Annotated in this window: 28 protein-coding genes and 2 tRNA genes; 20 read left to right on the top strand and 10 right to left on the bottom strand. The window is 67.3% G+C overall.

The window, feature by feature from the left end; genetic code table 11:
• Positions 1-140: 140 nt before the first annotated feature.
• Positions 141-755 (bottom strand): malonic semialdehyde reductase, encoded by a 615-nt coding sequence (locus tag ACW170_RS03290; RefSeq protein ID WP_492088268.1) that lies wholly within the window; start codon positions 753-755, stop codon positions 141-143.
• Positions 756-938: 183 nt separating this feature from the next.
• Between ACW170_RS03290 and ACW170_RS03285 the strand changes: the two genes are divergently transcribed.
• The 9 genes from ACW170_RS03285 (at position 939) to ACW170_RS03245 (ending at position 6,975) form a co-directional block, all read left to right on the top strand.
• The gene (locus ACW170_RS03285; RefSeq protein WP_008260925.1) at positions 939-1,268 is read left to right on the top strand and encodes a YbaB/EbfC family nucleoid-associated protein; all 330 of its coding nucleotides are present in this window, start codon (positions 939-941) and stop codon (positions 1,266-1,268) included.
• Positions 1,268-1,885 (top strand): recombination mediator RecR, encoded by a 618-nt coding sequence (gene recR / locus ACW170_RS03280; protein WP_299172704.1) that lies wholly within the window; start codon positions 1,268-1,270, stop codon positions 1,883-1,885. The genes ACW170_RS03285 and recR overlap by 1 nt, the downstream gene beginning before the upstream one ends.
• 69 nt (positions 1,886-1,954) lie before the next feature.
• Positions 1,955-2,191, top strand: a complete 237-nt coding sequence (locus ACW170_RS03275; RefSeq protein WP_492088267.1) for a hypothetical protein — start codon at positions 1,955-1,957, stop codon at positions 2,189-2,191.
• Complete coding sequence (locus ACW170_RS03270; RefSeq protein WP_492088266.1) at positions 2,188-3,237, top strand: SPFH domain-containing protein; 1,050 nt, start codon at positions 2,188-2,190, stop codon at positions 3,235-3,237. Before ACW170_RS03275 ends, ACW170_RS03270 begins: the two co-directional genes overlap by 4 nt.
• 67 nt (positions 3,238-3,304) lie before the next feature.
• Positions 3,305-4,531 carry a DNA recombination protein RmuC gene (locus ACW170_RS03265; RefSeq protein ID WP_492088265.1) on the top strand — a complete coding sequence of 409 codons (1,227 nt, stop codon included), beginning with the start codon at positions 3,305-3,307 and terminating at the stop codon, positions 4,529-4,531.
• 88 nt (positions 4,532-4,619) lie between these two features.
• A complete protein-coding gene (locus ACW170_RS03260; protein ID WP_492088264.1) occupies positions 4,620-5,087 on the top strand; it encodes a hypothetical protein in 468 nt (155 codons plus the stop codon).
• A 10-nt stretch (positions 5,088-5,097) separates the two neighbouring features.
• The gene (locus tag ACW170_RS03255; RefSeq protein ID WP_492071613.1) at positions 5,098-5,301 is read left to right on the top strand and encodes a helix-turn-helix transcriptional regulator; all 204 of its coding nucleotides are present in this window, start codon (positions 5,098-5,100) and stop codon (positions 5,299-5,301) included.
• Positions 5,298-5,951: a hypothetical protein gene (locus ACW170_RS03250; protein ID WP_492088263.1), complete on the top strand. Its 654-nt coding sequence runs from the start codon at positions 5,298-5,300 to the stop codon at positions 5,949-5,951. Before ACW170_RS03255 ends, ACW170_RS03250 begins: the two co-directional genes overlap by 4 nt.
• A 40-nt stretch (positions 5,952-5,991) precedes the next feature.
• Positions 5,992-6,975 carry a TraB/GumN family protein gene (locus ACW170_RS03245; RefSeq protein ID WP_492088262.1) on the top strand — a complete coding sequence of 328 codons (984 nt, stop codon included), beginning with the start codon at positions 5,992-5,994 and terminating at the stop codon, positions 6,973-6,975.
• Between the two features lie 19 nt (positions 6,976-6,994).
• Here ACW170_RS03245 and ACW170_RS03240 read toward each other — a convergent pair whose 3' ends face one another.
• A complete protein-coding gene (locus ACW170_RS03240) occupies positions 6,995-7,123 on the bottom strand; it encodes a hypothetical protein (protein WP_492088261.1) in 129 nt (42 codons plus the stop codon).
• A 76-nt stretch (positions 7,124-7,199) separates the two neighbouring features.
• On the opposite strand from ACW170_RS03240, the gene ACW170_RS03235 reads away from it, so the two are divergent.
• Both ACW170_RS03235 and ACW170_RS03230 read left to right on the top strand, forming a co-directional pair.
• Positions 7,200-7,274 (top strand) — tRNA-Gly (locus ACW170_RS03235).
• 92 nt (positions 7,275-7,366) lie between these two features.
• Positions 7,367-8,578: a cation:proton antiporter gene (locus ACW170_RS03230; RefSeq protein ID WP_492088260.1), complete on the top strand. Its 1,212-nt coding sequence runs from the start codon at positions 7,367-7,369 to the stop codon at positions 8,576-8,578.
• 6 nt (positions 8,579-8,584) lie between these two features.
• Here ACW170_RS03230 and ACW170_RS03225 read toward each other — a convergent pair whose 3' ends face one another.
• Together ACW170_RS03225 and ACW170_RS03220 are read right to left on the bottom strand one after the other, a co-directional pair.
• Positions 8,585-9,142 carry an ActR/PrrA/RegA family redox response regulator transcription factor gene (locus tag ACW170_RS03225; RefSeq protein ID WP_492088259.1) on the bottom strand — a complete coding sequence of 186 codons (558 nt, stop codon included), beginning with the start codon at positions 9,140-9,142 and terminating at the stop codon, positions 8,585-8,587.
• Between the two features lie 109 nt (positions 9,143-9,251).
• The gene (locus tag ACW170_RS03220; protein WP_492088258.1) at positions 9,252-10,727 is read right to left on the bottom strand and encodes an ActS/PrrB/RegB family redox-sensitive histidine kinase; all 1,476 of its coding nucleotides are present in this window, start codon (positions 10,725-10,727) and stop codon (positions 9,252-9,254) included.
• A gap of 44 nt (positions 10,728-10,771) precedes the next feature.
• On the opposite strand from ACW170_RS03220, the gene ACW170_RS03215 reads away from it, so the two are divergent.
• Positions 10,772-11,389, top strand: a complete 618-nt coding sequence (locus ACW170_RS03215) for an SCO family protein (protein WP_492088257.1) — start codon at positions 10,772-10,774, stop codon at positions 11,387-11,389.
• Here the strand turns inward: ACW170_RS03215 and ACW170_RS03210 are convergent.
• Both ACW170_RS03210 and ACW170_RS03205 read right to left on the bottom strand, forming a co-directional pair.
• Positions 11,386-13,014: a peptide chain release factor 3 gene (locus ACW170_RS03210; RefSeq protein ID WP_492088256.1), complete on the bottom strand. Its 1,629-nt coding sequence runs from the start codon at positions 13,012-13,014 to the stop codon at positions 11,386-11,388. The genes ACW170_RS03215 and ACW170_RS03210 overlap by 4 nt on opposite strands.
• Positions 13,015-13,045: 31 nt before the next feature.
• Positions 13,046-14,623, bottom strand: coding sequence for a tetratricopeptide repeat protein (locus tag ACW170_RS03205; RefSeq protein WP_492088255.1), 1,578 nt, complete (start codon positions 14,621-14,623; stop codon positions 13,046-13,048).
• Positions 14,624-14,842: 219 nt separating this feature from the next.
• Here ACW170_RS03205 and ACW170_RS03200 point away from each other — a divergent pair, with 219 nt between their 5' ends.
• The gene (locus ACW170_RS03200; protein WP_492088254.1) at positions 14,843-14,998 is read left to right on the top strand and encodes a hypothetical protein; all 156 of its coding nucleotides are present in this window, start codon (positions 14,843-14,845) and stop codon (positions 14,996-14,998) included.
• Positions 14,999-15,019: 21 nt separating this feature from the next.
• On the opposite strand, the gene ACW170_RS03195 is transcribed toward ACW170_RS03200, so the two are convergent.
• Positions 15,020-15,394, bottom strand: coding sequence for a hypothetical protein (locus ACW170_RS03195; RefSeq protein WP_492088253.1), 375 nt, complete (start codon positions 15,392-15,394; stop codon positions 15,020-15,022).
• Between the two features lie 240 nt (positions 15,395-15,634).
• On the opposite strand from ACW170_RS03195, the gene ACW170_RS03190 reads away from it, so the two are divergent.
• A complete protein-coding gene (locus ACW170_RS03190) occupies positions 15,635-17,773 on the top strand; it encodes a malate synthase G (RefSeq protein ID WP_492088252.1) in 2,139 nt (712 codons plus the stop codon).
• A 20-nt stretch (positions 17,774-17,793) separates the two neighbouring features.
• Here the strand turns inward: ACW170_RS03190 and ACW170_RS03185 are convergent, their stop codons facing one another.
• The 3 genes from ACW170_RS03185 to ACW170_RS03175 all read right to left on the bottom strand — a co-directional run bounded on the left by ACW170_RS03185 (position 17,794) and on the right by ACW170_RS03175 (position 19,705).
• On the bottom strand, positions 17,794-18,870 hold the full coding sequence (locus ACW170_RS03185) for a mechanosensitive ion channel family protein (RefSeq protein WP_492088251.1): 1,077 nt from the start codon (positions 18,868-18,870) through the stop codon (positions 17,794-17,796).
• An 80-nt stretch (positions 18,871-18,950) separates the two neighbouring features.
• Positions 18,951-19,026 (bottom strand) — tRNA-Ala (locus ACW170_RS03180).
• A gap of 223 nt (positions 19,027-19,249) precedes the next feature.
• The gene (locus tag ACW170_RS03175) at positions 19,250-19,705 is read right to left on the bottom strand and encodes a TIGR02300 family protein (protein WP_492088250.1); all 456 of its coding nucleotides are present in this window, start codon (positions 19,703-19,705) and stop codon (positions 19,250-19,252) included.
• A 124-nt stretch (positions 19,706-19,829) separates the two neighbouring features.
• Here ACW170_RS03175 and aroA point away from each other — a divergent pair, with 124 nt between their 5' ends.
• From aroA to ACW170_RS03145, 6 genes are all read left to right on the top strand, one after another.
• Entirely contained in the window at positions 19,830-21,137 is a 1,308-nt protein-coding gene (gene aroA, locus ACW170_RS03170) for a 3-phosphoshikimate 1-carboxyvinyltransferase (protein WP_492088249.1), read from the top strand.
• A gap of 4 nt (positions 21,138-21,141) precedes the next feature.
• Positions 21,142-21,468, top strand: coding sequence for a type II toxin-antitoxin system RelE/ParE family toxin (locus tag ACW170_RS03165; RefSeq protein ID WP_492088248.1), 327 nt, complete (start codon positions 21,142-21,144; stop codon positions 21,466-21,468).
• Positions 21,458-21,766 carry an addiction module antidote protein gene (locus ACW170_RS03160; RefSeq protein WP_182714921.1) on the top strand — a complete coding sequence of 103 codons (309 nt, stop codon included), beginning with the start codon at positions 21,458-21,460 and terminating at the stop codon, positions 21,764-21,766. The genes ACW170_RS03165 and ACW170_RS03160 overlap by 11 nt, the downstream gene beginning before the upstream one ends.
• On the top strand, positions 21,766-22,410 hold the full coding sequence (gene cmk, locus ACW170_RS03155) for a (d)CMP kinase (protein WP_492088247.1): 645 nt from the start codon (positions 21,766-21,768) through the stop codon (positions 22,408-22,410). Before ACW170_RS03160 ends, cmk begins: the two co-directional genes overlap by 1 nt.
• Before the next feature lie 195 nt (positions 22,411-22,605).
• Positions 22,606-24,309, top strand: a complete 1,704-nt coding sequence (gene rpsA / locus ACW170_RS03150) for a 30S ribosomal protein S1 (protein WP_492088246.1) — start codon at positions 22,606-22,608, stop codon at positions 24,307-24,309.
• 246 nt (positions 24,310-24,555) lie between these two features.
• On the top strand, positions 24,556-24,846 hold the full coding sequence (locus tag ACW170_RS03145; protein ID WP_267514773.1) for an integration host factor subunit beta: 291 nt from the start codon (positions 24,556-24,558) through the stop codon (positions 24,844-24,846).
• Positions 24,847-24,874 lie beyond the last annotated feature (28 nt).

Below are 24,874 nucleotides of genomic sequence, written 5' to 3'. Positions count from 1 at the left end.
CGGTCTCTGACGTCGGTCACCGGGAGTATGGATACTCGCCACGAGGGCGAGGATGACGAGTTTGAGGTGCAGGAATTCTGGAAATCAAAAAGGGGCGGCCTGCGAAGGCCGCCCCTTTTTCCTTGGTGGGGCGTACGACCTCAGAGAATGGTCGCGGCCTGGTCGAACGCCAGGCGCGGCGAGCGCGGGAACAGGTTTTCGTCCGTGCCGTAACCCAGGTTGAGGATGTAGTTCGGTTCGACATTGCTGTCGGGGAAGAACTCGGCCTTTACGGCGGCGGCGTCAAAACCGGACATGGGGCCCACGTCCAGGCCCAGGGCGCGGGCGGCGATGGTCAGATATCCGCCTTGAAGCGAGGCGTTGCGGAAGGCGCTCTCGCGGCGTCCGGCCTCGTCGGCGAACCAGGCCTTGGCCCCCGGCGCATGCGGGAACAGGGCGTCCAGATGCTCGTGGAAGTCGATGTCCTGGCCGATGATCAGGTTCACCGGCGCCTGCTGGGTCTTGGCGCGGTTGCCTTCGCTCATCAGCGGGATCAGGCGCGCCTTGGCCTCGGGCGAGGTGACGAAGACGAACCGGGCGGGGCTGTTGTTGACCGCCGTGGGGCCGAACTTGGTGAGGTCGTACAGTTTGCGCAGCAGTTCCGGCGCGACCGGGCGGTCGCTCCAGGCGTTGCGGGTGCGCGCCTCGGTGAAGAGTTGCGACAGAGCGGCGTCCGACAGCGGGGCGTCGCGTTGGGTGACAGCATCATAGGCCATGGGAGGCGTCCTGATTACGATAGGCAACAAGTGCAGGTACAGATTTAGTCACTTCAGCAACTGTTGCAAGTGCAGATATCGCAATCCATCGTTTCCGATCGCGCGCTGGTCCGGGCGTGGTGAGAAACGGGATGTGGCGAAACACCCCTGTCGCACCGCCCGGCTTCGTCTTATCTAGGGGGCATGAAAGACCTGACCCAATTAATGCAGCAGGCCCAGGCGATGCAGCAAAAGCTGCAGGACGCCCAGGCGAAGATGGCCGAAACTTCCGCCGAGGGCTCCTCGGGCGGCGGGCTGGTGACCGTGGCGCTGAAGGGCGCGGGCGAGATCACCGCGATCAAGATCGACGACAGCCTGTTGTCGCCCGGCGAGGGCGAAATCCTGGCCGATCTGATCGTGGCGGCTCATGCCGACGCCAAGCGCAAGCTGGACGAGGTCAATAACGCCCTGATGCGCGAAGCCGCAGGCCCCATGGCCGGGATGAATATTCCCGGAATGCCGAAACTGTTCTGATGGCCGCTTCCGCCGGGCCGGAGATCGAACGGCTGATCTCCCTTCTCGCCAAGCTTCCGGGCCTGGGTCCGCGCTCGGCCCGGCGCGCGGCCCTGGCCCTGCTAAAGCGGCGCGAGCAGTTGCTTGTGCCGCTGGCCGCGTCCCTGGCCGAGACGGCGGAGAAGGTGGTGTCCTGCTCGGTCTGCGGCGCGCCCGACACGCGCGACCCCTGCGCCATCTGTTCGGACGGATCGCGCGACAACGGCCTGATCTGCGTGGTCGAGGAGGCCGGCGCCCTGTGGGCCATGGAGCGGTCCGGCGCCTTCCGCGGCAAATATCACGTGCTGGGCGGCCTGCTGTCGGCCCTGGACGGGGTCGGCCCCGAACATCTGCGCATCGCCGAACTGGTCGGGCGGGTCAGACACCAGAACGAGGGGGGCGGGGCCGTGCGCGAGGTCGTCCTGGCCCTGCCCGCCACCGTCGATGGCCAGACCACCGCCCATTATGTCGCCGAGCGCATCTCCGGCCCCGAGGTTCAGGTCACCTCCCTGGCGCGCGGCGTGCCGGTGGGCGGCGAACTGGACTGGCTGGACGACGGCACCATCGTCCAGGCCATGCGGGCGCGCCGGCCGGCGTGACGATCCGCCGGGATTGATCCCGGTCCCGAAACGCGCTGTGGTGGTCTTCAGCTGTTCGTGGGAGGCGAAATGGGGCGCGAGGTGAAGGTGGCGCTGGGCGCTGCGGCGGGAATCGCCGCCCTGGTGATCGGGTTCATCTTCCTGGTCCGGTTCGCCGTGCCCCTGATTTTGGAAGCGCATTTCGCCGGCAGTCTGATCACCGCCTCGGTGGTAGGGATCGCCGGTATTCTGGCCCTGTGCGGGGCGGCGTGGCGACTGTTCGCCTGGGCGTCTCGCGCCCTGGGAGTCTCGGGGGGAGACCAATGACTTTTGGAACCGGAATGGGCGGGATCAAGCCGCCGTCGTTTCGTGGCGGCGGCTCGGTGGGCCGCACCCTGGTGATGATCGGCGGCATACTGGGGCTGATCGTGGTCGCCTCGATCAGCGTCTCGTCGTGCAGCGTCACGGTCGAGAGCGGCTATATGGGGATCAAGACCACCAAGTTCGGGCCGAACCCCGGCGTGCAACGTGACGAATTGGGTCCGGGCTTCCACTGGGAGGGGATCGGCGAGAAGATCCGCACCTATCAGACCCTGCAACGCACCTATTCCTACACGCGCGAGCCGAACGCCGACGGGCGCGAGAACGAGGAGATCATGTTCTCCGACGTTCTGGGTCTGCCCATGACCGCCGACGTGGCCCTGACCTTCAAGGTGCGCGAGGATCGGGCGGCCGACCTCTACGCCACCTGGCGCCAGGAGTTCGACGCCTTCATCGACGGCCCGCTGCGCACCTCGGTGCGCGCCGCCATCGCCCGCGAGACCGAAAAACTGCCCGTGGCCTGTAACGCCCAGCAGTCGAGCGTCCCGGTCGTCGCGCCCGTGGCGGTCCCCGGCGCCCCCATCGTCCCCGTCGGCACCCAGGACGCCGAGGACTGCCCTGGCCAGCTGATCGGTCCGGGGCGCCAGATCGTGCTTCAAAAGGCGATGCAGGCCCTGCAACGCGAGTGGGCGCCGCAAGGCTTGGACATCATCCGGATGGAGTGGGTCGGGTCGATCCGCTACCCCGAGAGCGTCGTCACCGCCATCCAGTCGCGCACCACGGCCGAGCAGAACACGCGTGCGGCCCTGGAACGGGTCAATCTGGAACGCGCCAACGCCGAGGCCCGCATCGCCCAGGCGCGCGGTCAGGCCGAGGCGAACCGGCTGCTGGCGGAATCGATCCGGTCCAACCCCGAGGTGGTCCGCCTGCGCGAGGTCGAACGCACCCTGGGCGTCTGCCCGCTGGATGCGGAAACCTGCGTCGTCGGCTCCGGCATCGACGTTTCGGCCCTGATCGCATCCCGCAACGCGGCCTCGGGGGCGGACCGTTAAAGCCCTTACCGGAAGGCCGGTCGCGGATCGGCTTTTCCGGGAGGGCGACTCCCGCTAGGAACGGAGCATGAACATGCTCGCGCTGATCCTCGCCGTCCTCGCCGCCGCCCTGGGCGGCGGGTTCCTTTGGGCCTTCATGGGGTGGCAGAGGGCGCAGGGGGCGCTGTCGGCGGCCCTGGCGCGGATCGATCTGGTTGAGGAGAGCCGGGTCACGATGGGCGAGCTGCTGAAGGCCCAGGCGGCCCAGTCGGCCCAGGTGGTGGCGGATCAGATGGTCAGTCGCGCGACCGAGACCTTCCGCGCCCAGGACCAGTTGGCGCGCGAGCGGATGGCGGCCCAGCTGAAGCCGGTGGCCGACACCCTGACGAAGTTTCAGGAGCATGTGGCGGCGCTGGAGAAGACCCGGGCTGAGGAGACCGGGGGGCTGCGCGAGCAACTGGCGGCCCTGATGGTCGCGTCCTCGGCGACGCGGGACGAGGCGCGCAAACTGACCGAGGCCCTGCGCGGCAACACCGGCCGGCGCGGCCGCTGGGGCGAACAGACCTGCCGCAATGTGCTGGAGGCCGCGGGCATGGCCGGCCGGTTCGACTTCACCGAACAGACCTCCAGCGCCGACGACGAGGGGCGTCAGAACCGGCCCGACTTTCTGGTGCGCTTGCCGGGCGGCGGCCTGTTCGTGATCGACGCCAAGGTGCCCCTGGCCTTTGACGACGAGGAGGGCGACGAGGAGGCGCGCGCCCGTTCGGTCGGCCTGCGCATCGCCGCCAGCCTGAAGACCCATGTGCGCCAGCTGTCGTCCAAGGCCTATCAGGACCAGTTCAAGCCCAGCCCCGATTTCGTCGTCCTGTTCGTGCCGGGCGACAGTTTCCTGGCCACCGCCCTGGACCATGCGCCGGACCTGTTATCCGACGCGATGGAATCGCGGGTCGTCATCGCCACCCCCTCCACCCTGTTCGCCCTGTGCAAGGCCGTCGCCTACGGCTGGCGGGCCGAGGAACAGGCGGCCAACGCCGACAAGGTCGCGGCCCTGGGACGCGAACTCTACAAGCGGCTGTCGGTCATGGGCGGCCATGCCTCGGCGGTGGGGCGGGCGCTGGATCAGGCGGTCGGCAAGTACAACCAGTTCGTCGGCTCGCTGGAGAGCCAGGTCATGGTGTCCGCCCGCCGGTTCGAGGATCTGCAGGTGGACCACGAGGGCAAGGCCTTGCCTGAGCTGACGCCGGTGGAGGTCAGCCCGCGCGCCCTTAACCGCCCGGAATTGTTGGCGTCGAACCCCACTGCGCCGGGCGAATAGCAAGCCTCCTTGTCGAAGTGGAAAGGTCGCTTGACATCTATGCGCTATGACGTAAAGTGACCTTGTCATAAGGACAAGGAGGCCTGTCATGTCGCCCAAGGTTGTGCGTTTGTTGCTCTGGATGTTGGGGGCTGGTTTCGTGGCCGGTCTCACGGCGGGGGTAACCGGGGCCGTCATTGAGCATTTCTCTGCTGAAAAGCCCGAGTTGGCCGCCCGCATCGCCGACTATGGCGTGATCGGCCTGGGTGTTGGCGGCGTGGCCCTGGCCGTCGTGTCGCTGTGGACCAGCGTCTACTGGATGCGTTCGATCGACGAGGCGGCGCGCGAGGCGCACAAGGCCGCCTGGTTCTGGGGCGGGTCCGGCGCGCTGGTCCTTGCCCTCCCGCTTTGGCTGATCGCCGTACTGCCGCAGACGGCGACCTGGAGCTTGCCGGCCTGGTTTTACGGTCGGACCGATCCTGTGGCCTACGCCGCCCTCGGCGCCGGCGGACTGATCGTCGTCATGCTGACAGGTTATGGCGTCGCCTGGGCTGTCTGGTGGCTGCAACGCCGTTGAGGGCTGAACCATGAACAACCGCCTCAAGGTGTTGCGGGCCGAACGCGACTGGTCCCAGGCCCATCTCGCCGAACTGCTGGGCGTGTCGCGTCAGACCGTCAATGCGCTGGAGACCGGCCGCTACGACCCATCCCTGCCGCTGGCCTTCAAGATCGCCCGTATCTTCGAACAACCGATCGAATCCATTTTCTCGGAAGAGGAGAACAACGGATGACTGTTTCATCCCGGAAAAATTCGCGCCCGCCGCGTCGTCTGCTGGTCGCTTTCGGCTTCGGCGCGGTCATGGGCGCCGCCGGCTATGTCTTCGGCCGAACGGTCCTGCCCCAGCTGATCGGGCCGGACGCTCTCGAAGGCCTGAACCTGCGATGGTCAGACGCCCTGGCGGCCTTGACCGGCATCGCCCTGATGATCGGCGCCGGTGCGGTCATGGTCATCAGTCTGGACCCGCGTCGTCTGGCCCGGATGTATCATCTGGAAGAGCCCGCCTCGCCCGAGGAGGTCGGCCAGGCCCGCTTCCAGGCCGCGGTCCTTGGCTTCTCCGGCTTCATCCTGCTGCTGCCCCTGGCCTTCGCTCTGGCGGGACTGGCCGGCGGCCTGGCGATGGGCCTGATCATTCTGCTGTTCGCCCTTCATACGGTGCTGAACATCAGGATGTGGCGCGGCGTCGATGAACTGCTACGCCGCACCACCCTGGAGGCCGCCACCGCGACCTTCTTCCTGGGACAGGGGCTGCTGTTCCTGTGGGCGGCAGCCGAGCGGCTCAGCCTGCTGCCGCCGCTCACCACCTGGGACGTCTACGCCGTCCTGATGACCCTCTACCTGTTCGTCTCCGCCGTCGTGTCCGCCCGTCGTGGGCTCGCCTAAACCCCAACATTTCCACATCTTTTCAACCGAGGAAACAATCATGACCCTTTCCAAACGCCTCAAGTCTTCCGTTTCCACCCTCACCCAGGGCGTCGTCGGCGTCGCCGCCGGCCTGGCCCTGGTCTTCGCCATCGCCGGCGCTCCGGCCCAGGCCCTGGCCCAGCCCCAGACCCAGGCCGCCCCGGCTCCAGCCGCCGCCGCGGCGCCCGCCATTCAGGGCCAGGGACCGGCCCTGTGGGTGGTCAAGGATGCGGACTCGACCCTGTATCTGTTCGGCACGGTCCATGTGCTGCGCCCGACCACCGGCTGGAACAGCCCACGCGTCCAGGCCGCCTTCGAAAGCGCTTCGGACATCTGGTTCGAAATCAGCAATCCCGACGACCAGGCGGCCGTCATTCCCCTGGTGCAGCAATACGGCATGTCGCCCCAGACCCCGCTGTCCAGCCGTCTGACGGCCGAGGAAGTGGCCCAACTGGACGTCGCCGCCCAGACCATCGGTCTCACCGCCGCACAGATGGAGCCGATGAAGCCCTGGCTGGTCGGTCTGACCCTGTCGGTCGCCCCCCTGCTGAAGGCCGGCTATGATCCCCAGTCCGGCGTCGAGCAGGCCCTGAAGGCGCGCGCCATCGCGGCGGGCAAGCCCGTGCATGGTCTGGAAACGATCGAGGAACAGATCGGCATGCTGGCCACCTTGCCTGACGACGTCCAGCTGGAGCTCCTGCGCGAGACGTTGAAGGACTATGATCAGGCGGTGGTCCGGCTCGATTCCATGGTCGAGGCCTGGGCCAAGGGCGACGTTAAAGCCCTGGACAAGATCGTCGTCGAGGAGATGAAGACCGACGCCCCGGAACTGTACAAGGTGCTGCTGGTCGATCGGAACACTGACTGGGCTGACCAGATCCAGACCCAGCTCCAGGGTTCCGGCACTGCCTTCATCGCCGTGGGCGCCGCCCACCTGACCGGCGACGACAGCGTCCAGTCGATCCTGAAGTCGCGCGGCGTCGCCGTCGAAAGCGTCGAATAGTTTTGAAAGGCGGCGGCGCTCAAGCCTGATTGACGCCCCAGGCGAAGATCACCCACAGCGCCGCCGCGATCGCCGCCGCCAGAATCGCGGCCGCAAGACAGCCGAAGCCGAGGCCGCCCAGGCCGCCTCCGTCGTTTCCTCTGCGCATTTCGGATCCTCCCCCTGAGAAGACCTTGCCCCGCCGCCTTGAGCCGCGCCAGACCTGCGTCTAAGGAAGACCTCGCGCGGGCGTAGTTCAGAGGTAGAACGTCAGCTTCCCAAGCTGAATGTCGTGGGTTCGATTCCCATCGCCCGCTCCAAGTTTCGCCCGCCAGGGCGTCTCGTGTGCGTGACATCCGCCGGCCAAGGCGGGGCGGCGCAGGGGGCGAAGCGTCGCCTTGGGAGGGGTGTGATGCCGCATGTGATGAACACGACCGAGCTGTATCTGATCGCCATGCTGATCATCTTCAGCCTGCCCTATCTGGTCTGGCGCGGGCTGAAGACCGATCATTATGCGCCCCTGGTGGTGGTGCAGATCATCGGCGGCATCCTTCTGGGGCCGGGCGTGCTGGGGGCGGTGTTCCCGGCCTATTATGCGACAGTGTTCAATCCTCAGGTGATCACGGCGCTGAACGGCGTCGCCTGGTGGGCGGTGATGATCTTCGTCTTCATCGCCGGTCTCGAGTTGGATCTGCATCAGGCGTGGGCGAAGCGCGGCGAGACGGCGGTCACCTCGGGCCTGGCCCTGATCGCGCCCCTGGCCCTTGGCTCACTGGCGGCGCTCGGCATGCTGCAGTTTCCAGGGTGGACCGGCCCGGAGGGGCGCACCTGGCAGGTGGTGCTGGGGATCGGCATGGCCTGCGCCGTCACCGCCCTGCCCATCCTGATCCTGTTCATGGAAAAGCTCGAGATCCTGCGTCAGCCGATCGGCCAGCGTATCCTGCGCTACGCCAGCCTGGACGATGTGGCGATCTGGGGGGTGCTGGCCCTGATCCTGCTGGACTGGGAACGGGTCGGGCGTCAGGTCGGGTTTCTGGTCGGCTTCGCCGTGGCGGCCTGGGCGGTGCGATGGCTGATGAAGCGTCTGCCCGAGTCGGACCGCTGGTACGTCGCCCTGATCTGGCTGGCCGCCTGCGGTTTCGCCGGCGACTGGTCGGGTCTGCACTTCATGGTGGGGGCGTTTCTGGCCGGGGCGGTGCTGGATCACCGCTGGTTCGACCAGGCCAGGATGGACCTGTTCCGCAACCACATCCTGCTGGCGGTCATGCCGGTCTTCTTCCTGTCGACCGGGCTGCGGACCCAGTGGGACGTCGGCGGCGTGGCGGTGTTCGCGGCGGCGGGAGTGCTGCTGGTAGCCTCGGTGGCGGGCAAGCTGGCCGGGGTGCATATGGCCGGCCGTATCCTGAAGTGGGAGAAGGGCGAGGCCTCGATCATCGGGTGGCTGCTTCAGACCAAGGCCCTAATCATGATCATCTTCGCCAACATCCTGTTGGACAAGCAGATCATCACCAACGAGACTTTCACCGCCCTGCTGCTGATGGCCGTGGGCTCCACCATGCTGACGATGCCGATGGTCAAGCCGCAGCTGGCCCGTCTGGGCCGGCTGCTCAGCAAGACCGGCTAGACGGCTTCAGCGCGGGGCGCGCTTGGCCAGGATGCGCTGCAGGGTGCGGCGGTGCATGCCCAGGCGACGCGCGGTCTCCGAGACATTGTGGTCGCACAGCTCGTAGACGCGCTGGATATGTTCCCAGCGCACCCGGTCGGCGCTCATCGGATTGTCGGGCGGCTCGGGCGCCTCGTCAGCCGTGGCCAGCAGGGCCTTGACCACGTCGTCGGCGTCGGCGGGCTTGGACAGATAGTCGACCGCCCCGGCCTTGACCGCCGCCACGGCGGTGGCGATGGCGCCGTATCCGGTCAGCATGACGATGCGGGCGTCCTCGCGCCGTTCGCGCACCGCCTCGACGACCTTCAGACCGTTTCCGTCCTCCAGCCGCATGTCCAGGACGGCGAAGGCCGGGGCCTTGTCGCGCAGCAGCTGGGTGGCCTCGGCGACGGACCCGGCGGTGGTGACTTCGAAGCCGCGTGATTCCAGCGCCCGTCCCATCCGGGTGCGCAGGGCCTGGTCGTCGTCGAGCAGCAGCAGCGACTTGTCGGGCAGGGCGGCGATACGGGTCTCGAGTTCGGACATTCTGTTCTCCTACCGCTTCAAGTCGGGACCGGTTGTGTCCGGGTCAAGACCAAGGTTCGATCCTGCGACGCTTCGACCCAATACGCATGTCGGGGCGAACTGGACCCTTTCACGCGGCCACCTCCAGCGCCGGGCGCGCCCACCGCACGGCCACGCGGGCGCCGCGCAGGGGGCTGCGGCCCTCGGGCGAGGCTTCGGGGCGGGGCAGGCCCTGGCCGACGCTGACGACGCCGCCGGTCCGCTCCAGCAGGGTCCGGGCGATGAAGAAGCCCAGGCCCATGCCGCCTTGGCTGGGGGCTATGGCCGTCTCCGCACGGGCGTCGCGGGAGCGCGAGGTGGCGGCGGCGATCTGGGCCGCCAGGGCCAGGCGCGCCTTGCCCTGGGGGCGGCTGGTCACATAGGGCTCGCCCAGCCGGGGCAGGATGTCGCTGGGAAAGCCGGGGCCGTCGTCCAGAATGGCGATCTCGATCCAACCGGCGTCGACCAGGGCCTGGACCCGCACGGTGGAGGCGGCGAAGTCGGCGGCGTTCTCGACCAGGGTCGACAGGCCGTGGACCACCTCGGGCAGGCGACGCACGCGCGGCGCGGGCTGGCCTGGCGGCGTCTTGACCAGAACCTCGAAAACCAGATCAAAGCCCCGGTGCGGCTCCACCACCTCTTCCAGCAGGGCCTTCAGGGCCACATCGGCGTACAGGGCGTCGTCGCCCTCGGGCTGTTGCGACAACTGGGTCAGTATGCCCCGGCACCGTTCGGCCTGTTGCAGGATCAGGGCGGCGTCCTCGGCCGCCTCGCTGTCGGGGGCCGAGGCGCGCTGAAGCTCCTTGGCCACGACCTGGATGGTGGCCAGCGGCGTGCCCAGTTCGTGCGCCGCCGCCGCCGCCAGCCCGCCCAGGGCCGCCAGACGCTGCTCGCGTTGCAGCACGTCCTGGGTGGTGGCCAGGGCCAGCTCCAGCTTCTCGGCGTCGGCCGCCACCCGCCAGGCGTAGCCGGCGGTGAAGACCACGCCCGTCACCAGGGCCATGACCATGCCCAATCGATACAGCAGGGGCAGGTGAAAATTCTCGCCCGGACGCCAGGGCAGGGGCTCGGACCAGAAGAACAGCACCCCTACGGCGATCAGGGCCAGAAGCCCGAGCGCCACGGCCTGCCGCGCGGGCAGGGCGGCCGCCGCGATGGTCACCGGCGCCACCAGGAGGAGGCAGAAGGGATTCTCCAACCCGCCGGTCAGGCCCAGCAGGAGCCCAAGCTGGAAGATGTCGAATCCCAGGTGGACCGCTGTGGTCCGCCCGTCGGGCAGACTGGCCTCCAGCCGCCGCACCCGGGCCATGGCCCCGACATTGACCGCCGCACTGACGGCGATGACGATCAGGCAGGGCCAGAGCGGCAGGGGGAAGTGCAGGCCTTGCGACGCTGTCAGGATCGCCGCGCTCTGCCCCAGGATGGTCAGCCAGCGCAGCACGATCAGGGTCCGCAGCGAAAAGCCGCGCCCTCGGCGCGGCGTCTCACGCCAACCTGCGTCTGAGAGACCCCCCTCGGACGAGAAGGAGGGCGCATGCGGCGCGATGCGGTCTTCTGTCGATGTCACCGGCCTTCTATAAACCGGGTCCGAGGTTTTCGTCAGAGGTCGTCATGCCGCGTCGTTCCATCCTGCTGTTTGCAGGCGCCTGTATCGCCATCGCCGCCGCCCTGGCCATCGTCACCGTGGTGGTGGTGTCCAACCGCGCTCCGGCGACGGGCGAGATCGGCTCCACCGGCCAGCCCCTGGTGGGCGGCGACTTCCAGCTGGTGAACCAGGACGGGGCGACCGTCGATCAGACGATGCTGAACGGCAAATGGAGCCTGGTCTTCTTCGGCTTCACCTATTGCCCCGAGTTCTGCCCCACCACCCTGGCCGAAATGGCCGCCGTGCAGCAACGGCTGGGCGACAAGGCGGACGATCTCCAGATCGTCTTCGTCAGCATCGACCCCGAACGCGACACGCCCCAGCAGCTGAAGGACTATCTGTCATCCGACGGCTTTCCCCAGGGGACCATCGGCCTGACGGGCACGCCGGACCAGGTCGCCCAGGCCGCCAAGGCCTACCGCGCCTATTATGAGAAGGTCGGCGAGGGCGAGGGCTATACGATGAACCACTCGCTGACCGTCTATCTGATGGGCCCGGACGGCAAGTTCCGCACCGCCGTCGCCTATGGCCTGGGGCCGGACAAGTCGACCAAGATCATCGAGGACGCGATGGCGCGGGGTTAACCTCGCTCCTTGGTCTTGGTGAAGGCCACCTTGGGGAAGCGTTCGCCGACGTAGCCGGTCTCCCAGCTCGACTTGGCCAGGAAGACCGGGGCCTGGTCGATGTCGCGGGCCATCTGCGGGCGGTATTTGCCCATGAAGTCCTCAAGGTCGGCGTCCGAACCCCCGATCCAGCGCGCCTCGGCATAGGGGGACGACTCGAAGATGACGTCCAGGCCGTATTCCTCGCCCAGGCGGTCGGCCATGACCTCGAACTGCAGCTGGCCCACGGCGCCGACGATGAAGTCGGCCCCGATCTCGGGCCGGAACAGCTGGGTCACGCCTTCTTCGGCCAGGCCTTCCAGCGCCTTCTTCAGGTGTTTGGCCTTCAGCGGGTCCTTGACCCGCACCCGTTGCAGGATTTCCGGCGCGAAGTTCGGCAGGCCGGCGAAGCGGACCACGCCGCTTTCCGACAGGCTGTCGCCGACGCGCAGCACGCCGTGGTTGGGAATGCCGATCACGTCGCCGGCGAAGGCGTCGTCGGCCAGCTCCCGGTCGCTGGCGAAGAACATGATCGGCGCATTGACCGACAAGGACTTGCCGGTGTTCTGGACCTTCAGCTTCATGCCGCGCTTGAAGGCGCCCGAGGCCATGCGGAACATGGCGATCCGGTCGCGGTGGTTGGGGTCCATATTGGCCTGGACCTTGAAGACGAAGCCGGTGACCTCGTCGGCGCCGGGCTCGACCACCGTATCGACGGCGGGCGAGGCGTTGCGGGTCTCGGGGGGAGATTCCTTCCTCGCCTTCATCACCTTGGGCGCGGGGGCCCAGTCGCCGATGGCCTTCAGCAGTTCGTCGATGCCGAAATGGCGCAGGGCCGACCCCCACAGGACCGGGGTCATATGGCCTTCCAGGAAGGCCTGACGGTCAAAGGCCGGATAGCCGCCCTCGACCAGTTCGACCGCCTCGGCCAGATTATCCTGCTCGCCCGCCTCGAAATACTGGGCCGCCTGGTCCAGCGGCAGGGCGGCGGGGTGTTCGGGATCCTCGGCCGAGCCGGCGATCTTGCGGGTATAGGGCTGGAACCGGCCGGTGCCGACCTCGACCATGCCGCGCAGGCGATTGCCGCTCTCGGCCGGCCACCAGATGGGGGCCGGGTCCAGCTGCAGCCGCGAGGCGATATCGTCCAGCAGGGCCATCGGGTCCTGGGCCTCGCGGTCCAGCTTGTTGATGAAGGTGATGATCGGAATGTCGCGCAGCCGGCAAACCTCGAACAGTTTCAGCGTCTGCGGCTCGATCCCCTTGGCGGCGTCCAGCACCATGATGGCGCAGTCGGCGGCGGTCAGGGTGCGATAGGTGTCCTCCGAGAAGTCCTCGTGCCCCGGCGTGTCGAGCAGGTTGAACATCTTGCCGTCGTGCTCGAACGTCATGACCGAGGCGCTGACCGAAATCCCGCGCTCCTTCTCGATCTTCATCCAGTCGGACCGCGTCCGACGGTTCTCGCCCCGCGCCCGCACGGCCCCGGCGGCGCGAATGGCGCCGCCGGCCAGCAGGATATGCTCGGTCAGGGTCGTCTTGCCCGCATCCGGGTGGGCGATGATGGCGAAGGTCCGGCGGCGGGCCGCCTCTTCGGGCAGTGTCAGTGTCATGGCGCGCGACTAGCGCGCCCGGCCGAGAAAGTCACTCGCTGGCGGGCGCCGGGGGCGATTCAGGGCTGTCTTCCGATGGAGGTTCGGGCTGGGAGGCCGTTGCGTCGTCAAGCGGCTCATCCAGCGGAGGCAATGGCTCCCCGCCCTCGAGCGCGGCGATCATCCGCGCCGCCACATCCGCCGCGCCGCCGCCGTGCGGATTATTCGCCAACGGTTTGAGCACACTGATCGCCTCGTCCTTCTCCTCGGTTTCGATCAAGGCGGCGGCGTAGCTCAGGCGGACCTCGGCCAGTTGCGGGGCCCGGTCAAAGGCGAGGCCCAGCGTCAGCATGTCGTTCTCATTGGGATAGCCGGGCTCGCCGCTACGCATCTCCCCGATCAGCATCAGGGTCCGATAGTCGTTGTTCGCAGCGGCGTAGGCGCGGCCCAGATAGGTTCTCGCCTCGCGCTTCAGCGTCATGCTCTCGGCGGCGTCCTCGACGTCGCGGGCTTGGCGCAGGCGCTCTTGGGCCAGGAACTGCAAGGCCTCGACATTGTCGGGCTCGAGCTCGATCAACCGTTGCAAGGCGCGCTCTCCGGCTGGGCGGTCGCCAAAATGCATGCCGGCGTGACCGGCGGTCAACAATGCCAGCGGGTCGTCGCCGTGGCGGGCCGATATCCCCGCCACCTCTTGCCCCAGGGCGGCTCGATCCTTGTCCTCTACGCCGATCTTCAGTCTCTGATTGATCAGCAGCAGATCATTGGCTGACTTGGGCAGGCGGGTGACGACGATGTCGGCCGCCGGGAAGTCGCTCTTGATGAGGCGAATGGCCAGGGTCCGCTTGTTGATATAGCGACGCAAGGCGCCCCTGAGTTCGTCCAGCCTCATGCCTGTCGCGGTTTCCATGGACTCGACCGGATCGCCGCCTGCGGACACGGAGGTCAGATAGACGGCGAGTTGCTGCAGGCGCGCAGGGTCGCTGAAAAACCAATGCGTCAGCAGCCAGGCCACAGGATAATAGGTTTCACGTTGGCTGCTGCGTGTGATGTCCGCAGGCCGGGACCGGAGAAGGGTCTCCAGAGGAAGCCAAGTGCCGTGGAAAAGCCAATAAACCCGATTTTCGCTGAAGCCTCCTAGCTTGACCTCGTCGCCGGCGATATCGGCCGTCATGTAGTATTCAGCGAAGCCCTCCACGAACCAGCCAGGATAGGCGGCCGGAGCACTGCCCAGCATGAAATGGTGGACGTATTCGTGCAGCAGCACCTCGTCGTTCTCGCCCCTGATGGCGACTGCGAATATGTCCTCGGAGGTTGGGAAATAGGTGCCGACGACATTCTGTGCGGTGCCGGGATGGACCCGGAGCAGGCCGGATCTAGAGCTCACCAGATAGAGGGGCAGTTTGCGCGGGGGCGCCTCGTTCATCGGCAAGCCGGAACGATAGCGCATGACCCGGTCAAAGGTCTCCAGCTTCTGGACATAGTCCCGAAGCGACCGCTCGCTGCCGTCGCTATAGATGACGAACCGCTCGCTCTCGGCGCGCAGCCAATCAGCCCGGGCCGTCGTCGCCCCCATGAGCCCCAGCAAGGCCATCGCCCCCGCGACGCCCGCCCGCAATCCCGCCAACTTCATGATCGCCTCCGCTACTCCGCTTCTAGTCGCAGAGGTTGTGCGGCGCCGTAAAGCCGCGACGTGCGATTTCGACGGAGTGCTGCGCGTTTGCGCCACATCAAATAACCCCTCGCCATAAGGGGCTATTGGAGTCATTGTCGGGTCGGAGGACGATCAGGCCGTCAGAGCCCGACGTTCCCCTCCCGGATCAAACCGGGACCATAGGGAAAGGAAAAGACGATGGCAGTGATCCATCCTGAAGACCGCGTCTCCGGTCTCGACCGCTCGCGCATTGAACACCCCCAAAAGATGCACCCGGCTTTGGGATTGGTGATGGGCTTCGGCTTCATCTTCGCCGTCGCCACCATCGTGCACCTGGTGTTCACGGCGTTCTGACGGCGGTTTAAGGCGGTCGCCTCAGGCGGCGAGACGGTTCCAGACGGCGCGATCGGCGGCGATCGCGTCCAGGCGCCGGCCCTTGTCATGCAACTGGCCCATGACCGCGTCGGGCAGGGTGCAGAAGCGCGGCTCGACAAGATCGGGGTTGCAGGCGGCAGCGGGCGCCGCGAACAGGGCCGCGTTGACGTCCGGGCTGCGCTCGGCGATCAGCCAGGCCAGACGGCGGGCGCGGTCGGGGTCGTTGCGGTGAAGCAGCGGATCCTCGGCGAACAGTTCGCAGCCCAGCTCCAGCACATAGTCGAAGCCCAGCTTCTCGAACCGGCGCGCGTCGGCGGGCGTGACCGGGCAGGCCTCGTCCAGATCGAACACGACGTCGTTCAGAAGAAACAGCATGGGCGAAACGCTTCCAGCGAGCCGGACGCGATGTCGTCCGTGTCGTCAGGTTTAGGGCAGTTCGCTTGAGGTCCGGTTCACGGACGCGGTTAAGCCTTTGTGACCGACGGCCGCGCCCGGATTTCTCCATTCGACGAAAAGCGAACGGGCTGACGCGACGTGACCCTTGCGAAGCCGGGCGTGGTCGGCTTACGTGATCACGCATTGTTACAGCCCGGCCGTCGCCGGAGAAGGGCCGCCATGACCACCTATGAAGATCGCGCCGGATTGAAGGTCGCGGCCGAACTCGTGGCCCTGATCGAACAAGACGTGCTTCCGGGCCTGGGGCTGGCGGCGGCGGGCTTCTGGTCGGGCGTGGCGGCCGTTTTTGACAGGTTCGCCCCGGAGAACCGCGCCCTGCTGGCCCGGCGTGATGACCTTCAGGCCCGGATCGACGACTGGCACGACGCGCGTCGGGGGCGGCCGTATGACGTGGCCGCCTCCCAGACCTTCCTGCGCGAGATCGGCTATCTGATCGAAGAACCCGCGCCCTTCTCCATCGGCACCAGCGGCGTGGACGCCGAGATCGCCCGCATGGCCGGGCCGCAGCTGGTCGTGCCGGTGCTGAATGCCCGCTTCCTGCTGAACGCCGCCAACGCCCGGTGGGGCAGCCTGTATGACGCCCTCTATGGCACGGATGCGCTCGGCGACCTGCCGACCGGCGGCGGCTATGACGCGGCGCGCGGCGCCCGGGTCGTGGCCCGCGCCAAGGCGTTTCTGGACGAGGCGGCGCCCCTGGCCGAGGGCTCGCACGCCGATGTCGCCAGCTGGTCGGTGATCGAGGGCGCCCTGGTCCCCGCCCTGAAGGATCCGGGCCAGTTCGTCGGTTTCGCCGGAGACGCGGCCTCGCCTGCTTCCATTCTGCTGGCGCACCACGGCCTGCACATCGAACTGGTGATCGACCCGTCGCACCCGGTCGGGCGCACCGACCCGGCGGGTCTGGCCGACGTGGTGCTGGAATCGGCCCTGACCACCATTGTCGATCTGGAAGACTCGGTTGCGGCTGTGGACGCCGCCGACAAGGTCGAGGCCTATCGCAACTGGCTTGGCCTGATGCGCGGCGACCTGGCCGCGACCTTCAAGAAGGGCGGCGAGACCCTGACCCGCGCGCTGGAGCCTGACCGTCGCTGGACCGCGCCCCATGGCGGCGAAACGACCCTGAAGGGCCGCAGCCTGCTGTTCGTGCGCAACGTCGGCCATCTGATGACCACGCCCGCCATCCGTCTGGCCGACGGCTCGGACGCGCCCGAGGGCATCATGGACGCCGTCGTCACCAGCCTGATCGCGCTTTACGACATCAAGGGGCTCGGGGCCTTCGGCAACAGCGCGACCGGATCGGTCTATATCGTCAAGCCGAAGATGCACGGGCCGGACGAGGCGGCCTTCACCGACCGGCTGTTCGACGCGGTCGAGAATCTACTGGCCCTGCCGCGCCATACGATCAAGGTCGGGGTGATGGACGAGGAGCGTCGCACCTCGGCCAATCTGGCGGGCTGTATTCATGCGGTGAAGGACCGGATCGTCTTCATCAACACCGGCTTCCTGGACCGCACCGGCGACGAGATCCACACCGCCATGCAGGCCGGGCCGGTGGTGCGAAAGGCCGACATCAAGTCCAGCGCATGGATCACGGCCTACGAGGCGCGCAATGTCGCCATCGGCCTGAAGTGCGGCCTGTCCGGCAAGGCGCAGATCGGCAAGGGCATGTGGGCCGCGCCCGACCGGATGGCCGACATGCTGGACCAGAAGATCGCCCACCCCAGGACCGGCGCCAACACCGCCTGGACCCCGTCGCCGACCGCCGCCACCCTGCACGCGCTTCACTATCACGCGGTGGACGTCTTCGCCGTCCAGGCCGAGGTGGCGACCCGCCCGACGCCGGGTCTGGAGGCCCTGCTGACCCCGCCCCTGGCCAATGGCGTCAACTGGTCAGAGGACGAGGTGGCGGCCGAGCTGGACAACAACGCCCAGGGCATCCTCGGCTATGTCGTCCGCTGGATCGACCAGGGGGTCGGCTGTTCCAAGGTGCCCGACATCCACGACATCGGCCTGATGGAGGATCGCGCGACCCTGCGGATCAGTTCGCAGCATATCGCCAACTGGCTGCTGCACGGCGTCTGCACCCCCGATCAGGTGGACGCGGCCTTCCTGCGCATGGCGGCCAAGGTCGACGCCCAGAACGCCGGAGATCCCCTCTATCGCCCCATGGCGCCGGATCCGGACGCCAGCCTGGCCTACCAGGCCGCCCGCGCCCTGGTGTTCGAGGGCGTGGACCAGCCGAGCGGCTATACCGAGCCGCTGCTTCACGCCTTCCGGCTGAAGGCCAAGGCTGCACACTGAGGGCGGAAAGCGGTGGAGCGCTAACCCCCCGTCCGTCCCGGCGGCAGGCCGGGCGCGGGTTCCAGGGGACCGTCCTCGTCTTCGGCCATCATCAGGTCCTCGGCGGCGTCGTTGCTGGCGCCCGAAGCGGAGACAGAGGGCTGGGCCGGACGCGCGGGGGGCTGCGCCGCCGCTGGACCAGCCTCTCGGCCGTAACCCAGCCGCCCCAGGGCGTCGTCGCCTTCCAGGCCGAAGGCGCTGCGGATGCGCAGGTCGGTCTGGGGGAAGGGCACCTCGATCCCGGCGGCGTCCAGGGCGTCGGCGATCAGCCAGGTATAGGCCGCGTGCATGGCCGCCGGCCGTTTGACGGCCTCGCGCGTGGGCCAGACCAGCAGTTCGAACTCCAGCCCCTTGTCGCCGAACCCCACAAGCCAGACCTGGCTCTTGCGCGCCTCGGTCTCGGGCAGGGTGAAGGGGCTGGCCCGCGCGCAGGCCAGAACCGCTTCGCGCACCCTGCCCCGGTCCGACCCATAGGCGACGGCGAAGGGGATGTGGATGCGCCGGGTGTCGCCCTTCAGCGTCCAGTTGGTTACCGGCTGTTCGATGAAGCGTGAGTTCGGCACCAGGACATTGACGTTGTCATTGGTCCGCACCCGCGTCGCGCGCGGCCCGATCTCCATGATCGCGCCGCGTATGTCGATATCCTCGATCTCGATATAGTCCCCGACCGACACCATCCGGTCGAAGATCAGGAACAGGCCGGACACGAACTCCTTGACCACGCCTTGCAGGCCCAGACCCACGCCTATGCCCAGGGCGCCGGCGAAGACCGCCAGCGACGACAGGTTCAGCCCCGCCGCCGACAGGGCCGACATGAGGCCGACGATGATGATGGCGTAACCGGCCAGCCGCTCCAGCAGATACAGGACCTGCCGACTGCGTTCCGAGCGTTCGCGCACCCGTCGCAAGGCCCGGGTCACCAGCCGGCTCAGGATCAGGGCGACCAGCAGTATGACCAGGCCGCTGACCAGGCCGCCGATCGTGACGCTGGCCCCCGCCACGCGAATGATCTGGGTGTCGTCGATGGTTTCGAGGCCGGCCTGGAGTGGAGACGTCATGGGGCGCAAGCGCGCGGCGAACCGCTCAGGTTCCAGATGCAACGAAGCCCGGCTGTTTTCACAGCCGGGCTTCTGGAAACTGGTGGAGCTTAGCGGAGTCGAACCGCTGACCTCTTGCATGCCATGCAAGCGCTCTACCAACTGAGCTAAAGCCCCGGACCTTGCGGTCTGGTTCGCCCGGTTCATCTTGCGATGGCCCCCGGCGAGGCGGCGGAACCTATGTCAGAGCTTTTTTACGATCAAGCCCGTTTCGACATTTATTTTCACATCGGTTCCGGATGTGAAAAACAGCAGTGATTTCAAACCAAACCAGGGTTCGAAAGGCTGTTGCGTCCGCCGCGTCTCCTAAAGGGAAACGCGGCGGACGCAACAGAAAAGATCAGTCGTCGTCGCGCGACGGCTTGGCGATCTCGTCCTCGATGGAATCATCGTCGTCGTCTTCGATGAACGGCACGGAGTCGTCGTCATCGTCGCCCAGATCGTCGTCGTCGCCGTCGGTGGCGCCCATGCCGGCTTCTTCCGAAGCGTCGGCGGGGGTGTCGTCGTCGTCCGGCGTCAGGATCGGCTCATGGCCTTCCTCGTCGATCTCCGGGGCCCGGACTTCTTCTTCCTCGTCCTCGTCGGACTCGGCCTTCTTGTCCTTGACCTGATCGTCCGTGTCCTCGTCGTCGGCGGGATAGCCGGGACGGACACGACGGCTGCGCAGCTTCAGCGCCTCTTCGGGATCGAAGTCGGTGCCGCATTTGGGGCAGTGGGCGGGGCGGCGGTTCAGGTCGTAGAACTTAGCCTGGCAGTTCGGGCAAACCTGTTTGGCGCCCAGTTCGGGATTGGCCACGTTTGGAACCTTCAACGGGTTGAATTCGGGGCGGTCCCTTGCCACCCCTAGGAGCCGCTGTCAAAAGCTGTCTTTCGCGCCGCCCGCGCGGCTCCCTCCCCAACACAGCCTGAAGCGGGTGAATATGCCGTCTCAACTGACTTCCAGACGCTCTGACGCCCTTGCCGGAACGGTTCGCGCGCCCGGCGACAAGTCGATGTCACACCGCTCGATGATTCTGGGCGGCATGGCCTCCGGCGTCACCGAGGTCGAGGGTTTGCTGGAAGGCGACGACGTCCTGGCCACCGCCCGTGCGGTCGAAGCCTTCGGCGCCAAGGTCCAGCGGACCGGCGACGGGAAGTGGCGGATCGAAGGGGCGGGCGGCTTCAAAACACCCGCATCTGTGATCGACTGCGGCAACGCCGGCACCGGTGTGCGCCTGCTGATGGGGGCGGCGGCCGGCTATGAGCTGACGGCGACCTTCGACGGCGACGCCTCGCTGCGGAAGCGGCCGATGAAGCGCGTGACCGGTCCCCTGGCCGACATGGGCGCCCGGTTCGGCTGGCTGGCGGCCGAAGACCGGTTGCCGGTCGCCTTGACCGGCGGAACCCTGACGGCGATCAACTATGTGCAGACCGTGGCCTCGGCCCAGGTCAAGTCGGCCATCCTGCTGGCCGGGCTGAACGCCCAGGGCGTCACCTCGGTGACGGAGCCGGAAAAGAGCCGCGACCATACCGAACGCATGTTGCGCGCTTTCGGCGCCGAGGTCGGGGTGGAAGAGATGGGCGAGGGCTGGACCGTCACGCTGAAGGGCGGTCAGGCCCTGACCGGGACCTTTGTCGCCGTGCCGGGCGATCCATCCTCGGCCGCCTTCCCCCTGGCGGCGGGCCTGGTGGTTCCGGGCTCGGTGGTGACGGCCGAGGGGGTGATGCTGAACCCGCTGCGTACCGGCCTGTTCGACACCTGGATCGAAATGGGCGCCGACCTGACCATCACCAACCGGCGTCAGGCCGGCGGCGAGGACGTCGGCGACATCACCGCCCGTTACTCGCCCCTGAAGGGCGTGGTCGTGCCCGAGGCGCGCGCCGCCTCCATGATCGACGAATATCCGATCCTGGCCGCGACGGCGGCCTTTGCTGAAGGCGTCACCGTCATGCGCGGCGTGGGCGAGATGCGGGTCAAGGAAAGCGACCGGATCTCGCTGATGGTCGAGGGCCTGCGCGCCTGCGGCGTCCAGGTGGAAGAGGAGCCGGAAGGCTTTATCGTTACTGGAGGCCCGGTGAAGGGCGGCGCGACCGTCCACACCGCCCACGATCACCGCATCGCCATGAGCCATCTGGTCCTGGGCCTGGCCGCCGATCAGCCGGTCTCGGTCGACGAGCCCGGCATGATCGCCACCAGCTTCCCCGGCTTCGTCGAGATGATGAACGGTCTGGGCGGGCGGGTCGCTTGACGAAATGTCGCCTATAGACGACAATGTGGGCGTTACGATAGAACTGACGCCACAGTTCGTGAGCTGGCGTTCAAGACTGCGAGACGCACGGGCGCTGGCTAGGATCGCCGACCGGCTGACCCGGCTTCAGTTTGGACACTGGGGCGACGTCAAACCTGTCGGGGAAGGCGTCAGCGAACTGCGGATCGACGTCGGCCCTGGCTATCGAGTGTATGTGTATCAGCGAAACCGCGCCTGGGTCGTCGTGCTCGGAGGCGACGATAAGTCGTCTCAAAAGCGGGGCATCGAGGGGGCGTTGCTTCTGGCGAAAGAGTTGAGACATGCCGATTGAAACTGTTCCCTTCGACGCGGCTGACTTCCTCGACACGCCTGAGGCGGTCGAGGAGTTTCTGGTGGCTTCGTTCGAGTCCGCCGCCGAGCTTGGGGATCCCCGGCTTATCACCAACGCCCTGGGCGTCGTCGCCCGGGCCAAGGGCATGACCCAGATGGCGCGGGACGCCGAACTGTCGCGCACTGCCCTCTATCGCGCGCTCAGCGAGGAGGGACGGCCCGAGCTTTCGACCATCTTCAAGGTGATGCAGGCCCTGGGGCTGCGCCTCGCCCCCGTTCGCGTGGACTCCGCCGCCTGATGCCGCTGATCATCGCCGTCGACGGCCCGGCCGCCTCGGGCAAGGGCACCATCGCCGCCCGGCTGGCGCGGACCTATGGCCTGCCGCACCTGGACACCGGCCTGTTGTACCGCGCCGTGGGCGTCAAACTGCTGGAGGCCGGCGGTTCGCTGGACGACGAGGCGGCGGCGACCGAGGCGGCGCGGGGGCTGGACGCATCGGAAGTGTCCGACGATCCCCGCCTGACCACCGGCGAGGCGGGCGAGGCGGCCAGTCGCGTCGCCGGCCATCCCGGCGTCCGCGCCGCCCTGCTGGACCTGCAACAGGCCTTCGCGGCCCAGGCCGGGGGCGCGGTGCTGGACGGGCGCGACATCGGCACGGTGATCGCCCCGGACGCCCCGGCCAAACTGTTCGTCACCGCTGCGCCCGAGACCCGCGCCGACCGCCGCTGGAAACAGCTGACGGCGCGCGGCTTCGACATCGGCTTCGACGAGATGCTGGCCGATATCCAGCGCCGGGACGAGCGCGACGCCGGTCGCGGCTCCGCCCCGATGGTCCAGGCGGAAGACGCGGTCTTGCTGGACACCACCGACATGGGTATAGAGGCGGCCTTCGATGCGGCCCGCCGTATCGTCGAGGCGGCGCGCGCGAAACACGGTCTCTGACCCATTTCGCAAATCCAACGCGTCCACCCTCGGCTTCCGCGGGCGTCCTGATCGTTCTGAACGGCCTCGCATCCTGACGACCTGCCTATCTTTTCCTATCGCCTCGGCGCAGCGGCTTGCTGTGTCGGGAGCGTCCACCTCGCGCGGGACCGTCCGGTCGCGCGCCACAGCCCCTACGGAATGCTTTTCAGCTTCATGACTGACACCCTCTCCCCCTCGCGCGACGATTTCGCCGCGCTGCTCGACGAACAACTTCAGGGCCGCGACTTCGGCGAAGGCCAAGTGGTCCACGGCCGCGTCGTCGGCATCGAAAAAGACATCGTCATCATCGACGTGGGCCTGAAGACCGAAGGCCGCATCTCGATGCGCGAATTCGGCCAAGGCGACGACGCCAAGCTGCCGAAGGTCGGCGACAACGTCGAGGTCTACCTCGAGCGCGTCGAAAACGCCCTGGGCGAGGCCGTCATCAGCCGTGACAAGGCCCGCCGCGAAGAAGCCTGGACCCGTCTGGAAGTCGTGTTCGCCGAAGGCCAGCCGGTCAACGGCGCCATCGTCGGTCGCGTCAAGGGCGGCTTCACCGTCGACCTGGGCGGCGCCTCGGCCTTCCTGCCCGGCTCGCAAGTCGACATCCGTCCGGTCCGCGACGTCGGCCCGCTGATGGGCAAGGAACAGCCGTTCCAGATCCTGAAAATGGACCGCCCGCGCGGCAATATCGTCGTCTCGCGTCGCGCCATCCTGGAAGAAGCCCGCGCCGAACAGCGCACCGAGCTGGTCGGCCAGCTGCAAGAGGGCGAAGTCCGCGAAGGCGTGGTCAAGAACATCACCGACTACGGCGCGTTCGTGGACCTGGGCGGCATCGACGGCCTGCTGCACGTCACCGACATGTCGTGGAAGCGCGTCTCGCATCCGTCGCAAGTCCTGGCCGTCGGCGACAGCGTCAAGGTCCAGATCGTCAAGATCAACCCGGACACCCAACGTATCTCGCTGGGCATGAAGCAACTGCAGTCGGACCCCTGGGACGGCGTGGAAGCCAAGTATCCGGTCGGCGCCAAGTACACGGGCCGCATCACCAACATCACCGACTACGGCGCCTTCGTGGAGCTGGAAGCCGGGGTCGAGGGCCTGGTGCACGTCTCGGAAATGTCCTGGACCAAGAAGAACGTCCATCCGGGCAAGATCGTCTCCACCTCTCAGGAAGTGGACGTGGTCGTCCTGGACGTCGACGCCTCCAAGCGCCGCATCTCGCTGGGCCTGAAGCAGGCTCAGGACAATCCGTGGGACGCCTTCGTCGCCAACAACCCGATCGGCTCGACCGTCGAGGGCGAAGTCAAGAACGCCACCGAGTTCGGCCTGTTCATCGGCCTGGACAACGACATCGACGGCATGGTGCACCTGTCCGACCTGGACTGGTCGGTTTCGGGTGAAGAAGCCATCCAGCGCTACCGCAAGGGCGAGATGGTCAAGGCCAAGGTCCTGGACGTCGACGTCGAGAAGGAACGCGTCTCGCTCGGCATCAAGCAGCTGGGCGGCGATCCGATCGGCGAGGGCGACACCTATCGCCGCGGCCAGCAGATCACCGTCACCGTCTCGTCGATCGAGTCGGGCGGCATCGAGGTCAAATTCGGTGAAGACGACGCGCCGGTCACGGCCTTCGTCCGCAAGTCGGACCTGTCGCGCGACCGTAACGAGCAACGTCCGGAACGCTTCGCCGTCGGCGATCGCATCGACGCGATGATCACCGCCGTGGACAAGGCCTCGCGCCGCGTCTCGGTGTCGATCAAGGCGCTGGAAATGAAGGACGAACAGGAAGCCATCGAACAGTTCGGCTCGTCCGACTCCGGGGCTTCGCTGGGCGACATCCTGGGCGCCGCGCTGAAGAACGCCGGCACCAAGGACTAAGCGCTAGAGCCACAGAGCGCCGCGCGCTTCGCGGTAGCGTAGAAAAGACTGAAGGGCGGCGGGAGCAATCCCGCCGCCCTTTTCTCTTTTTGACGCATGCGAGTGCGCGGAACCGCACATAAATCGTGCGAATGCCGCCTATCCTTGGTGGATAAGGGCTTTTTCCCGCGCCCAGCGGGGGTTAGGGTGAGCGCCTGGATCCTCGGCGGGCGCTGACCCGTCGATCACGCGCTGGCAGGGGCCCTGATGATCAAGTCCGAACTGATCGAGAAACTGGCGGCCGAGAACACCCATCTGACCCATGCGGAGGTGGAGCGGCTGGTGAATGTCATCCTCGGCAAGATGACCGGCGCTCTCGCTGAGGGCGGTCGGGTCGAGCTGCGCGGCTTCGGCGCCTTTTCGGTGCGGTCCCGCCCGGCGCGCCTTGGGCGCAACCCGCGCACCGGCGAGACGGTGGACGTGCCGGCCAAGGCCGTGCCCTTCTTCAAGAGCGGCAAGGAACTTCGCGAGCGTCTGAACGCTTCCGGCGACGCCTGAATTCCAAAGCCTAAAGACTGAGCGACCC

Source organism: Brevundimonas sp. FV2ps16, assembly GCF_058681075.1.
The sequence above is the reverse complement of the archived record's forward strand: the minus strand, read 5'-3'. Positions and strand labels throughout refer to the sequence as shown.

Coding starts and splice junctions, on each gene's coding strand:
- ACW170_RS03245 (WP_492088262.1), top strand. CDS start 5,992: ATGACCCTTTCCAAACGCCTCAAGTCTTCCGTTTCCACCCTCACCCAG.
- ACW170_RS03225 (WP_492088259.1), bottom strand. CDS start 9,142: ATGTCCGAACTCGAGACCCGTATCGCCGCCCTGCCCGACAAGTCGCTG.
- ACW170_RS03270 (WP_492088266.1), top strand. CDS start 2,188: ATGACTTTTGGAACCGGAATGGGCGGGATCAAGCCGCCGTCGTTTCGT.
- ACW170_RS03205 (WP_492088255.1), bottom strand. CDS start 14,623: ATGAAGTTGGCGGGATTGCGGGCGGGCGTCGCGGGGGCGATGGCCTTG.
- ACW170_RS03210 (WP_492088256.1), bottom strand. CDS start 13,014: ATGACACTGACACTGCCCGAAGAGGCGGCCCGCCGCCGGACCTTCGCC.
- ACW170_RS03160 (WP_182714921.1), top strand. CDS start 21,458: ATGCCGATTGAAACTGTTCCCTTCGACGCGGCTGACTTCCTCGACACG.
- cmk (WP_492088247.1), top strand. CDS start 21,766: ATGCCGCTGATCATCGCCGTCGACGGCCCGGCCGCCTCGGGCAAGGGC.
- ACW170_RS03285 (WP_008260925.1), top strand. CDS start 939: ATGAAAGACCTGACCCAATTAATGCAGCAGGCCCAGGCGATGCAGCAA.
- ACW170_RS03165 (WP_492088248.1), top strand. CDS start 21,142: ATGTCGCCTATAGACGACAATGTGGGCGTTACGATAGAACTGACGCCA.
- ACW170_RS03190 (WP_492088252.1), top strand. CDS start 15,635: ATGACCACCTATGAAGATCGCGCCGGATTGAAGGTCGCGGCCGAACTC.
- ACW170_RS03275 (WP_492088267.1), top strand. CDS start 1,955: ATGGGGCGCGAGGTGAAGGTGGCGCTGGGCGCTGCGGCGGGAATCGCC.
- ACW170_RS03195 (WP_492088253.1), bottom strand. CDS start 15,394: ATGCTGTTTCTTCTGAACGACGTCGTGTTCGATCTGGACGAGGCCTGC.
- rpsA (WP_492088246.1), top strand. CDS start 22,606: ATGACTGACACCCTCTCCCCCTCGCGCGACGATTTCGCCGCGCTGCTC.
- recR (WP_299172704.1), top strand. CDS start 1,268: ATGGCCGCTTCCGCCGGGCCGGAGATCGAACGGCTGATCTCCCTTCTC.
- ACW170_RS03185 (WP_492088251.1), bottom strand. CDS start 18,870: ATGACGTCTCCACTCCAGGCCGGCCTCGAAACCATCGACGACACCCAG.
- ACW170_RS03230 (WP_492088260.1), top strand. CDS start 7,367: ATGCCGCATGTGATGAACACGACCGAGCTGTATCTGATCGCCATGCTG.
- ACW170_RS03265 (WP_492088265.1), top strand. CDS start 3,305: ATGAACATGCTCGCGCTGATCCTCGCCGTCCTCGCCGCCGCCCTGGGC.
- ACW170_RS03290 (WP_492088268.1), bottom strand. CDS start 755: ATGGCCTATGATGCTGTCACCCAACGCGACGCCCCGCTGTCGGACGCC.
- ACW170_RS03250 (WP_492088263.1), top strand. CDS start 5,298: ATGACTGTTTCATCCCGGAAAAATTCGCGCCCGCCGCGTCGTCTGCTG.
- ACW170_RS03255 (WP_492071613.1), top strand. CDS start 5,098: ATGAACAACCGCCTCAAGGTGTTGCGGGCCGAACGCGACTGGTCCCAG.
- ACW170_RS03215 (WP_492088257.1), top strand. CDS start 10,772: ATGCCGCGTCGTTCCATCCTGCTGTTTGCAGGCGCCTGTATCGCCATC.
- ACW170_RS03240 (WP_492088261.1), bottom strand. CDS start 7,123: ATGCGCAGAGGAAACGACGGAGGCGGCCTGGGCGGCCTCGGCTTCGGC.
- ACW170_RS03260 (WP_492088264.1), top strand. CDS start 4,620: ATGTCGCCCAAGGTTGTGCGTTTGTTGCTCTGGATGTTGGGGGCTGGT.
- ACW170_RS03200 (WP_492088254.1), top strand. CDS start 14,843: ATGGCAGTGATCCATCCTGAAGACCGCGTCTCCGGTCTCGACCGCTCG.
- ACW170_RS03145 (WP_267514773.1), top strand. CDS start 24,556: ATGATCAAGTCCGAACTGATCGAGAAACTGGCGGCCGAGAACACCCAT.
- aroA (WP_492088249.1), top strand. CDS start 19,830: ATGCCGTCTCAACTGACTTCCAGACGCTCTGACGCCCTTGCCGGAACG.